Annotated in this window: 9 protein-coding genes; all 9 read left to right on the top strand. The window is 46.3% G+C overall.

What is annotated here, in order from left to right; genetic code table 11:
- The coding region (locus tag QVP40_RS08295; RefSeq protein ID WP_022067995.1) for a DUF1385 domain-containing protein at positions 1-599 on the top strand (599 nt) is incomplete at its 5' end.
- A complete protein-coding gene (gene prmC, locus QVP40_RS08290; protein ID WP_022067994.1) occupies positions 586-1,476 on the top strand; it encodes a peptide chain release factor N(5)-glutamine methyltransferase in 891 nt (296 codons plus the stop codon). The genes QVP40_RS08295 and prmC, both read left to right, overlap by 14 nt.
- Positions 1,477-1,500: 24 nt before the next feature.
- The gene (gene prfA, locus QVP40_RS08285; RefSeq protein ID WP_022067993.1) at positions 1,501-2,580 is read left to right on the top strand and encodes a peptide chain release factor 1; all 1,080 of its coding nucleotides are present in this window, start codon (positions 1,501-1,503) and stop codon (positions 2,578-2,580) included.
- Positions 2,581-2,672: 92 nt separating this feature from the next.
- On the top strand, positions 2,673-3,590 hold the full coding sequence (locus QVP40_RS08280) for a nucleotidyltransferase family protein (protein ID WP_022067992.1): 918 nt from the start codon (positions 2,673-2,675) through the stop codon (positions 3,588-3,590).
- A gap of 47 nt (positions 3,591-3,637) precedes the next feature.
- Positions 3,638-4,984 (top strand): phosphoglucosamine mutase, encoded by a 1,347-nt coding sequence (gene glmM / locus QVP40_RS08275; protein ID WP_022067991.1) that lies wholly within the window; start codon positions 3,638-3,640, stop codon positions 4,982-4,984.
- 11 nt (positions 4,985-4,995) lie between these two features.
- Entirely contained in the window at positions 4,996-6,126 is a 1,131-nt protein-coding gene (locus QVP40_RS08270; RefSeq protein ID WP_022067990.1) for a tetratricopeptide repeat protein, read from the top strand.
- A 1-nt stretch (position 6,127) separates the two neighbouring features.
- Positions 6,128-7,378, top strand: a complete 1,251-nt coding sequence (hflX, locus tag QVP40_RS08265; RefSeq protein WP_022067989.1) for a GTPase HflX — start codon at positions 6,128-6,130, stop codon at positions 7,376-7,378.
- Between the two features lie 259 nt (positions 7,379-7,637).
- A complete protein-coding gene (locus tag QVP40_RS08260) occupies positions 7,638-10,007 on the top strand; it encodes a ribonucleoside triphosphate reductase (RefSeq protein ID WP_138270387.1) in 2,370 nt (789 codons plus the stop codon).
- Positions 10,007-10,678, top strand: a complete 672-nt coding sequence (locus tag QVP40_RS08255) for a response regulator transcription factor (protein ID WP_022067987.1) — start codon at positions 10,007-10,009, stop codon at positions 10,676-10,678. The genes QVP40_RS08260 and QVP40_RS08255 overlap by 1 nt, the downstream gene beginning before the upstream one ends.
- The last annotated feature ends 99 nt before the right edge of the window (positions 10,679-10,777 follow it).

Genomic DNA, 10,777 nt, shown 5'->3' with positions numbered 1-10,777 from the left:
TTATGCTGCTTCCCTATGCTCTTGCCAGTCTTTTAAAGAATGTGGGCGCATCAGAGGTTGTGATAACTGTGGCGGAAGCCTTTGTGAAGCTGGCATTGTTTATGGGGTATATGCTTCTGATATCCAGAATGAAAGATATCCAGAGAACCTTTATGTATCATGGCGCAGAACACAAATGTATCAACTGTATTGAGCACGGACTGCCCCTTACCGTAGAAAATGTTATGAAAAGCTCCCGGCAGCACAAGCGCTGCGGAACCAGTTTTTTATTTCTGGTCATGCTGGTCAGCATTTTCCTGCATTTTATTTTTGTGCTGGTTCCGTTTTACTGGGTGAGACTGCTGGGAAGACTTCTGATGGTGCCGGTTGTAGCAGGAATTTCTTTTGAGATGATCCAGTGGGCAGGCAGAACTGACAATAAGCTTGCGTGTCTTTTAAGCAAACCGGGACTTGCCATGCAGAAGCTTACAACAATAGAACCTACGGAGGATATGGTTGAGGTGGCTATTGCTGCGGTAGAAGCAGTTTTTGACTGGAAAGCGTATCTGAAAGAGGAATTCGGCTGGAAACCGGGAGAAGAAACAAATGAAAACTCTTGAAATGCTGCTGTGGGAAGGAACTGAGATCCTGGAGACAGCAGAAATAGGTGAAGCCAGGCTGGATGCCTGGCTCCTTCTGGAATATATTACAGGAAAAAACAGAGCATACTATTATGCTCATATGGATCAGGAGGCAGAAGAGGACCAGGAAAAAACATATCTTACGCTCTGCCGCAAAAGGGCTGAGCATATCCCTCTTCAGCATCTGACCGGAACAGCCTGCTTTATGGGATATGATTTTTATGTGGATGAGAGAGTGCTTGTGCCAAGGCAGGACACAGAGATTCTGGTGGAAGAGGCGCTGAACCTTCTGAAAAAAACAGAGAAGCCGCGTATTCTTGACATGTGTACGGGTTCCGGGTGTATTCTTTTAAGTATTCTGAAGGAAATCCCGGATGCTGAGGGCGTGGGGTCAGATCTTTCAGAGGCTGCGCTTCAGGTAGCAGAAAAAAATGTGCAGAAGCTGGGATTGGATCAAAGAGCAGTTCTGGTACACAGTGATCTGTTTTCCGGAGAATATTTTTCTGAAACCAGTGGAAAAACACAGGGAGAATATGATATGCTTGTGTCGAATCCACCGTATATCCCAACCCGGGAGATAGAGACTCTGATGGATGAAGTACGGACTCATGATCCATATATGGCTCTGGACGGAAAAGAGGATGGACTGTATTTTTACAGAAAGATCACAGAGGAATGCAGGAAGTACCTGAAGCCCGGCGGCTGGCTTCTCTATGAAATCGGCTGGGATCAGGGCAGAGCCGTAACCGGGATTATGGAAAATGCAGGATTTGAACAGATAACAGTCAAAAAGGATCTTGCGGAACTTGACAGGGTGGTTCTGGGACAGAATCCTCTGACAAAGGTTTCTGCTTAAGAATAAAGCAACAGGAGGAACGGAATGTTTGATAAATTGGAGGATCTTCTGATCCGATTTGATGAGGTTCTCAATGAGCTGGGAGAGCCGGGGGTTACAGATAATCAGGAACGGTTCCAGAAGCTTATGAAGGAACAGAGCGATCTGCAGCCGATCGTGGACGCTTATAAAGAATATAAAGAGAATAAAGAAACTATTCAGGACAGCCTTTCCATGCTGGAAGGGGAAAAAGACGAGGAAATGCGGGAGATGCTCAAGGAAGAGCTTTCTGACGCCAAGAAGCGTGTGGAGGAGCTGGAGCATGAGATTAAAATCCTTCTTCTTCCCAAAGACCCTAATGACAGCAAAAACGTTATTGTGGAGATCCGTGCAGGTGCTGGCGGCGATGAGGCTGCTCTTTTTGCAGCGGAAATTTACCGTATGTATGTAAAATATGCAGAAAGCCTCAGATGGAAAACAGAGATGATGAGTCTCAATGAGAACGGTATCGGCGGATTTAAAGAGGTAACGTTTATGATCCAGGGAAACGGCGCTTATTCCAGGCTGAAATATGAAAGCGGCGTTCACCGGGTACAGCGAGTGCCGGAAACAGAGTCAGGAGGAAGAATCCATACCTCCACCTGTACGGTTGCTATTATGCCTGAGGCGGAGGAAATCGATTTCCATCTGGATATGAACGACTGCAAGTTTGATGTGTTCCGTGCATCCGGAAACGGCGGCCAGTGTGTCAATACCACAGACTCTGCGGTACGTCTGACTCATATCCCCACAGGAATCGTAATTTCCTGTCAGGATGAAAAATCACAGCTTAAAAACAAAGACAAGGCTCTGAAGGTGCTGCGTTCCCGTTTGTATGAAATGGAGCTTGCAAAGCAGCATGATGCAGAGGCTGAGGCCAGAAGAAGTCAGATCGGAACAGGAGACCGTTCTGAGAAGATCCGTACTTATAATTTCCCTCAGGGACGTGTGACAGACCACAGGATCAAGCTCACCCTGCACCGTCTGGACAGCATTCTGGGCGGAGATCTCAGCGAGATCATAGACAGTCTGATCGCGGCTGATCAGGCGGCAAAACTGGCAAATCTCAACAATGAGGAAGCTTAGGAGATAAAGTGATAAAAAAGTATTACAGTATGGAACCTTATAAAAGGTAAAATACAGGAATACCAATATATAGATATATGGAGGAGAATGAAATGAAAAAAACAGCACTGGTAATCATGGCTGCCGGAATCGGAAGCCGCTTTGGAAAAGGAATCAAACAGCTTGCTCCTGTGGGACCAAACGGGGAGATCATTATGGAATATTCCATTTACGATGCTCTGGAAGCAGGATTTAATAAGGTTGTCTTTATTATCAGAAAGGATCTGGAAGAGGAATTCCGCGCTGTGATCGGCAATAAAATTGAACAGATCACAGAAGTTGAGTATGCGTTTCAGTCACTGGAAGATCTTCCGGACGGCTTTGAGAAGCCGGCTGACAGAACAAAGCCATGGGGAACAGGTCAGGCAGTTCTTGCGGCAAAGAATGTTCTGTCCGAGCCGTTTATGGTAATTAATGCAGATGATTATTATGGAAAAGAAGCATATGTAAAAGTACATGACTATCTGGTGCAGGAGCAGCCGGAGGATGGACTTCTTCATATCTGTATGGCCGGATTCCGTCTTGGAAATACCCTCAGCGATAACGGAAGCGTAACCAGAGGCGTCTGCCACATTGAAAACGGAGCGCTTACAGGCGTAACAGAGACTCATGATATTTATAAGACTGAGAACGGGGCAGAATCCAGAAACGCAGACGGAACAGCAGAAGAGCTGGATGTAAACAGCCTTGTTTCCATGAATATGTGGGGACTGACTCCTGCATTTATGGACGTGCTGGAAAAGGGCTTTGTGGAGTTTCTTCAGAATCTTGACGCAGCTGATATTAGAAAAGAATATCTTCTTCCGGAGATGATCGACCGTCTGATCAAGGAAGGAAAAGCAAAGGTTGATGTACTGGATACAAAGGATACCTGGTTTGGGGTGACCTATCAGGAAGACAAAGAAGTGGTGATCGCTGCTTTTGACAGACTTGCAAAAGAGGGCGTTTATCCGGAGACACTTTATAAATAAGCAGTTTCCCGTTGTGTCGGCACAATGGACTTCAAGGAGGAATTATTATGGGAAAATATTTTGGAACAGACGGCTTTCGCGGCGAAGCAAATGTACAGCTTACTGTAGATCATGCTTTTAAAGTAGGACGTTATGTGGGATGGTACTATGGACGCGACCATAAGGCAAAGATCGTAATCGGAAAGGACACAAGAAGAAGCAGCTATATGTTTGAATATGCTCTGGTAGCAGGTCTGACTGCTTCCGGTGCAGATGCATATCTTCTTCATGTAACCACAACTCCCAGCGTTTCTTATGTGGTCCGTACAGAAGACTTTGACTGTGGAATCATGATCTCTGCAAGCCACAATCCTTTTTATGACAATGGAATCAAGCTTCTGAATGGAAACGGACAGAAGATCGAAGCCGAGGTAGAGGCAAGGATCGAGGCTTATCTGGACGGAAAGCTGGAAGAGCTGCCTCTGGCAACCGGAGAGGATATTGGAAGAACTGTGGATTTTGCCTCAGGAAGAAACCGTTATATCGGCTATCTGATCTCTATTCCATGCCGTGATTTCAAGAATATCCGTGTGGGTCTGGACTGCTCCAACGGAAGCTCATCTGCAATTGCAAAAAGTGTGTTTGACGCTCTCCGTGCAAAAACCTATGTGATCAATAATGACCCGGATGGAACAAACATTAATACCAACTGCGGTTCTACCCATATTGAGGTGCTTCAGAGATTTGTTGTGGAAAAAGGTCTGGATGTGGGCTTTGCCTATGACGGCGATGCAGACCGCTGTATTGCTGTGGATCACAGAGGAAACATTATCGACGGCGACAAGATCATGTACGTATGCGGCAAATACCTGAGAGAGCAGGGAAGGCTGAACGGAAATACAGTAGTCACTACAGTTATGTCAAATATGGGACTTTATAAGGCTCTGGAGCGCGAGGGGATCAGCTATGAGCAGACAGCGGTAGGCGATAAATATGTTGCGGAAAATATGCTGGAAAACAATTACAGTATTGGAGGAGAGCAGTCCGGACATATTATATTCAGCAAATATTCAGCAACCGGAGACGGAATCCTTACCTCTCTGATGCTGATGGAGGCCTGCGTGGAGAAAAAGACAACACTTTGTGATCTTGCAAAAGAAATGAAGGTTTACCCGCAGATCCTGAGAAATGTACGCGTTGCAGACAAAGTGGCAGCCAGAGAAAATCCAAAGGTAAAAGAGGCTGTGGAGGCAGCTGCCAGAGCGCTTGGCACAGACGGACGCATTCTTGTGAGAGAAAGCGGAACAGAGCCTCTGATCCGCGTTATGGTAGAAGCGGGAACCGAAGAGATCTGTGCGGAACATGTGGACAATGTGGTAAAGGTGATCGAAGCCGAAGGGCTTATTGTAGAATAAAAAGGATATACATGAAAACAGGAAAAATCGGACGGATACTGGCAGTCTGTATAGGAGCGTCTCTCCTTACAGGCTGCGGGGGTGAAAAACAGAATACTTACAGGCAGGCAGAAGAAAATCTGGAGCAGGGAAGTTATCAGGAAGCGCTGACAGGTTATGAGACTTCTGTTTCCTACAGCTATAAGACGGCGGAGTCTCTGAGAGGCGCAGGAATCGCAAAACTGCGCCTGGGAGATTATCAGGGAGCTGTGGAGAGCTTTACTCAGGCGCTGTCACAGAACCGGGTAAAAAAATCCATAAGGCAGGATCTGCTTGCATACCGTGCAACTGCACAGCTGAAAGCAGGGCTTCCGGATGATGCCATGGCAGACTGTCAGGCTCTGGCGTCTGATTATTCCATGAATGCAGATCTGTATTTTTTAACAGGCTGTGTGGCGCTTGCAATGGATGCCTATGATGAGGCGGCATCAAATTTTGAACAGGCATACGGAGAGAAAGCCGATTATGACATGGCTCTTCAGATTTACGAAGCCTACCAGAGCAGAGGCATGGAGGCTGACGGGACACGGTATCTGGAAGCAATTCTGAAAACTGAGCCCGGGAATGCAGAAGATTACTGCGAGCGGGGCCGTATTTATTACTATATGCAGGATTATGAAAATGCCAGGAACGAACTGACAAAGGCTTCTGAAAAGGGAAGCGTGGAGGCACTCTCTTTGCTGGGAATGGTATGTTTTGCCCAGAATGATACTGCTGCAGCCAGATCCATGTATCAGGATTATCTGAATGCAGAAGAAAGCCGTAAGGCAGAGGGATACAACGGGCTGGCTCTGTGTGATATAGCAGACGGAGATTATCAGAGCGCACTGGTAAATATTGCCAGCGGACTTGAGGCTGCAGATACAGACGAGATGCAGGAGCTTTTATTTAATGAAATTGTTGCATATGAGAAACAGCTTGACTTTAACACCGCTTTTTCAAAGGCTCAGGAGTATATGAAAATGTATCCCGATGACCAGGAAGCAAAGAAGGAACTGGAATTTCTCCAGTCCAGGATCGCGCAGGAAAATGTAGAGGAACCTGCCCCGGAAGAAGGACAGGACACAGCTTCGGCAGAAGAACAGACATCCTGGGAGGGTTGATATGCAGTTGTATGATTTTAAGGAAATTCAGGAGCGGGTGATCCTTGTAGGGGTGCAGACTGATATCGGAGATGATGTGGAGGCATCCCTGGACGAGCTTCAGGAGCTGGCAGAAACTGCAGGAGCAGAAACTGCGACAAAGGTCATTCAGAACAGAGAAGCAGTACATCCGGGAACCTATATCGGAAAAGGCAAAATTCAGGAAGTGAAAAATCTCCTGACTGCTCTTGATGCAAACGGAATTATCTGTGATGATGAGCTTTCACCGTCGCAGCTGAATAATCTGGAGCGGGAGCTGGAATGTAAGGTTATGGACAGAACGCTGCTGATTCTGGATATTTTTGCGGGAAGAGCAGTGACCAGCGAAGGCAAGATCCAGGTGGAGCTTGCTCAGCTCCGTTACCGGTCCGCACGTCTGGTAGGATTAAGAGATTCCCTGTCCAGACTGGGCGGAGGTATTGGAACAAGGGGACCCGGCGAGAAAAAGCTGGAGACGGACAGACGTCTTATCCGCACCAGAATCTCGGCATTGAAAGCGGAGCTGGTACAGGTGGAAAAACACCGTGAGCTGATCCGCGGCAGCAGATCAAAGGGAAGACTGAAGACCGCTGCTATTGTGGGGTATACCAATGCAGGAAAGTCTACGCTTCTGAACACTCTCACCGGAGCAGGAGTGCAGGCGGAGGATAAACTTTTTGCAACCCTTGATCCCACAACAAGAGTAATGGAGCTTGATGACGGACAGCAGATCCTTCTGACAGATACCGTAGGGTTTATCAGAAAGCTTCCTCATCATCTGGTGGAAGCCTTTAAAAGTACATTGGAAGAGGCGAAATATGCAGATTACATCATCCATGTGGTAGACGCTTCCAATCCACGGGCTGAAACACAGATGCAGGTAGTTTATGAAACTCTGAAGGAGCTTGGTGTTTCCGGGAAAAAGATCATTACACTTCTGAATAAACAGGACCTTGTGCCTGATTCAGAGCTGCGTGATCTGCGGGCAGACTATACGGTAAAATGTTCTGCCAGAACAGGCAGGGGACTGTGTGAGTTAAGAGAGCTGTTATCCCGGCTTCTGGCAGAAAGCCAGATTTATATTGAGGAGCTGTATGCTTATAAAGAAGCCGGAAAAATCCAGATGATCCGGGAATACGGACAGCTTCTCTCTGAGGAATACAGAGAGGACGGAATTTTTGTCCAGGCAAAAATTCCTGCGGAGTTTTTTGTGAATGTTATGCCCCGGGGCTGATTGTAACAGGAGCGCTGTAATTTTGGCTGTCCTGGATAACAGGGCAGGTCACATTTGTATAAAAAAATAAATTTCCGGGTTTTGAAAAACATCGGAAAGCCTGTAAATACAGGAAAACAGAACCATCATATAGAGTGTGAAAGGTATGATCGCACAATATATGGTGGTTTTTGCGGTTGACGGAACCTGTGACCTTTGCTACAATGTAATCTATCAGCAGAAAATAAGAGCGAGCAAAGCAAGGGAGGAAGAAGGACTTATGTTTCAGGTAGTAAAACGTGATGGGGAAATTGCTGAATTTCAGATGGCTAAAATTTCGTCTGCTATCAGCAGAGCATTTGATGCAAAAGAAAAGAATTACAGCAAGGATATGATCGATCTTCTGTCGCTGCGTGTGACAGCTGATTTTCAGGATAAGATTCAGGATGACAGGGTCACTGTGGAGGATATTCAGGACAGTGTGGAGAACGTTCTGATCCAGGCCGGCTACAGCGATGTGGCAAAGGCGTATATTCTTTACCGCAAGCAGAGGGAAAAAATCCGAAATATGAAATCCACGATCCTGGACTACAAAGAAATAGTAAACAGTTATGTAAAGGTGGAGGATTGGCGCGTAAAAGAGAACTCTACAGTTACTTATTCAGTAGGAGGTCTGATCCTCAGCAATTCCGGAGCTGTCACTGCCAATTACTGGCTGTCTGAGATCTATGACAATGAGATTGCAGACGCTCACAGAAATGCGGATATTCACATCCATGATCTTTCCATGCTGACAGGCTACTGTGCAGGCTGGTCCTTAAAACAGCTGATCCAGGAGGGGCTTGGAGGTATTGAAGGCAAGATTACTTCTGCTCCGGCAAAGCATTTAAGCGTACTCTGTAATCAGATGGTCAATTTCCTGGGGATCATGCAGAATGAATGGGCGGGAGCTCAGGCATTTTCTTCCTTCGATACTTATCTTGCGCCCTTTGTCAAAGCAGATAAGCTGTCTTACCGTGAGGTGAAAAAATGCATTGAATCCTTTATTTATGGCGTCAACACTCCAAGCCGCTGGGGAACACAGGCTCCGTTTTCCAATATCACTCTTGACTGGACAGTCCCGGATGATCTGGCAGAGCTGCCTGCAATTGTTGGCGGAAAGGAAATGGATTTTAAATATAAGGACTGCAAAAAAGAAATGGATATGGTAAACCGCGCCTTTATCGAAACCATGATCGAGGGAGATGCCAATGGAAGAGGTTTCCAGTATCCGATTCCCACCTATTCTATTACAAAGGATTTTGACTGGTCAGATACTCTGAATAATCAGCTTCTTTTTGAAATGACAGCAAAATACGGAACGCCGTATTTTTCCAATTATATTAACAGTGATATGAAGCCAAGTGATATCCGCAGCATGTGCTGCCGTCTCCGTCTGGATCTTCGTGAGCTTCGCAAAAAAAGTGGCGGCTTTTTCGGCTCAGGAGAAAGCACGGGGTCTGTAGGGGTGGTTACCATTAATATGCCGAGAATCGCCTATCAGTCAAGAAATCCGGAAGAGTTTTACCGCAGACTGGACCATATGATGGACATTGCGGCAAGATCTCTGCATATCAAGAGACAGGTGATCTCCAGACTTTTAAATGAGGGACTTTATCCTTACACAAAGAGGTATCTGGGAAGCTTTGACAATCACTTTTCCACGATCGGTCTTGTGGGAATGAACGAGGCGGGGCTGAATGCAAGATGGCTGGGCTGTGATATGACAGATGAGCGTACCCAGAAGTTTACAAAAGAAGTTCTGGAGCATATGAGAAACCGGCTCTCCGATTATCAGGAGCAGTATCAGGGCGAGCTGTTTAATCTGGAGGCAACACCGGCGGAGTCCACAGCATACAGGCTTGCCAAGCATGACAGAAAACGCTGGCCTGACATTAAAACAGCAGGAAAAGAGGGCGATACCCCGTATTATACAAACAGCTCTCATCTTCCGGTTGAATTCAGTTCGGATATTTTTGACGCTCTTGATATCCAGGATGAGCTTCAGACCCTTTATACATCAGGAACAGTATTCCACGGATTTCTGGGAGAAAAGCTTCCTGACTGGAAGGCCGCCGCTTCTCTTGTGCGGAAAATCGCAGAAAATTATAAGCTGCCTTATTATACGATTTCTCCTACTTACTCTGTATGCAGCGAGCACGGATATCTCAGCGGAGAACACTTTACCTGTCCGAAATGCGGCAAAAAGGCTGAGGTATACAGCCGTATTACAGGCTATTACCGTCCGGTCCAGAACTGGAATGACGGAAAGGCTCAGGAATATAAAAACAGAACCCTTTATGATGTTGTGCATTCTTCCCTGAAAAAGGTTCACACAAGTGTAGTGACAATGACTGAGGACGATGTAAAAGTACAGCCTGTGGAAACCCATAAATATCTGTTTACCACAAGCACCTGCCCGAACTGCCGTATGGCGAAAAAAATGCTGGAGGGTGAGGAGCTGGAGATCATTGACGCAGAAAAGAACCCGGATATGGCGAGACAGTTCGGCATTATGCAGGCGCCTACCCTGGTGATCACAGACGGAGAGCATCTGAAAAAATATGTAAATGCATCCAACATACAGAAGTATGTGGACGAGGAGCTTTAATGTACAGGATATTTCTCGCAGAAGATGACGAGATGCTCTGTTCTCTGATAAAAAAACATCTGGAATCCTGGGGATATCAGGTAACGGCAGCGGAGGATTTCAGGGATATTATGGGAGAATTTGTGCGATCCGAAGCTCATCTGGTGCTTCTGGATCTGAAGCTTCCGTATTTTAACGGATTTCACTGGTGTGAAGAAATCCGCCGGGTATCGCAGGTTCCTGTTATTTTTCTTTCCTCTGCGGCAGATGACATGAATATGGTTATGGCAATGACCAGAGGAGCAGACGATTTTGTTGCCAAGCCCTTTAATCTGGAGGTCCTTTCTGCAAAGGTTCAGGCCATACTGAGAAGAACATATTCCTTTGGAAACAGTGGGAACCTTCTGGAACACAGAGGCGCTGTCCTGAATCTGGGAAGCGGAAATCTGAGCTATCAGGGACAGGCCGTTGAGCTTACCAGAAATGAACTTCGGATACTGAACCTTCTTTTTTCTCAGGCAGGAAACGTAGTTTCAAGAGAAGCGATTATGCAGATGCTCTGGGAAAATGATGATTTTGTAGATGACAATACTCTGACAGTAAATGTCAACCGCCTGAGACGCAAGCTGGAAGGAATCGGCCTTGAAAATATGATTCTCACAAGAAAAGGGCTGGGCTACATAGTGCAGTAACGGAGGACAGAAATGGCAGGGTATCTGAAAAAAATATGGAAAACAGCAGCTTTGTTCCTGGCTTCAACCGGAATCATGGCAATGGTATTATGGCTGTAT

The organism is Blautia sp. CAG:257 (assembly GCF_000433815.1).
GTDB lineage: Bacteria > Bacillota > Clostridia > Lachnospirales > Lachnospiraceae > Blautia_A > Blautia_A caecimuris.
The sequence above is the reverse complement of the archived record's forward strand: the minus strand, read 5'-3'. Positions and strand labels throughout refer to the sequence as shown.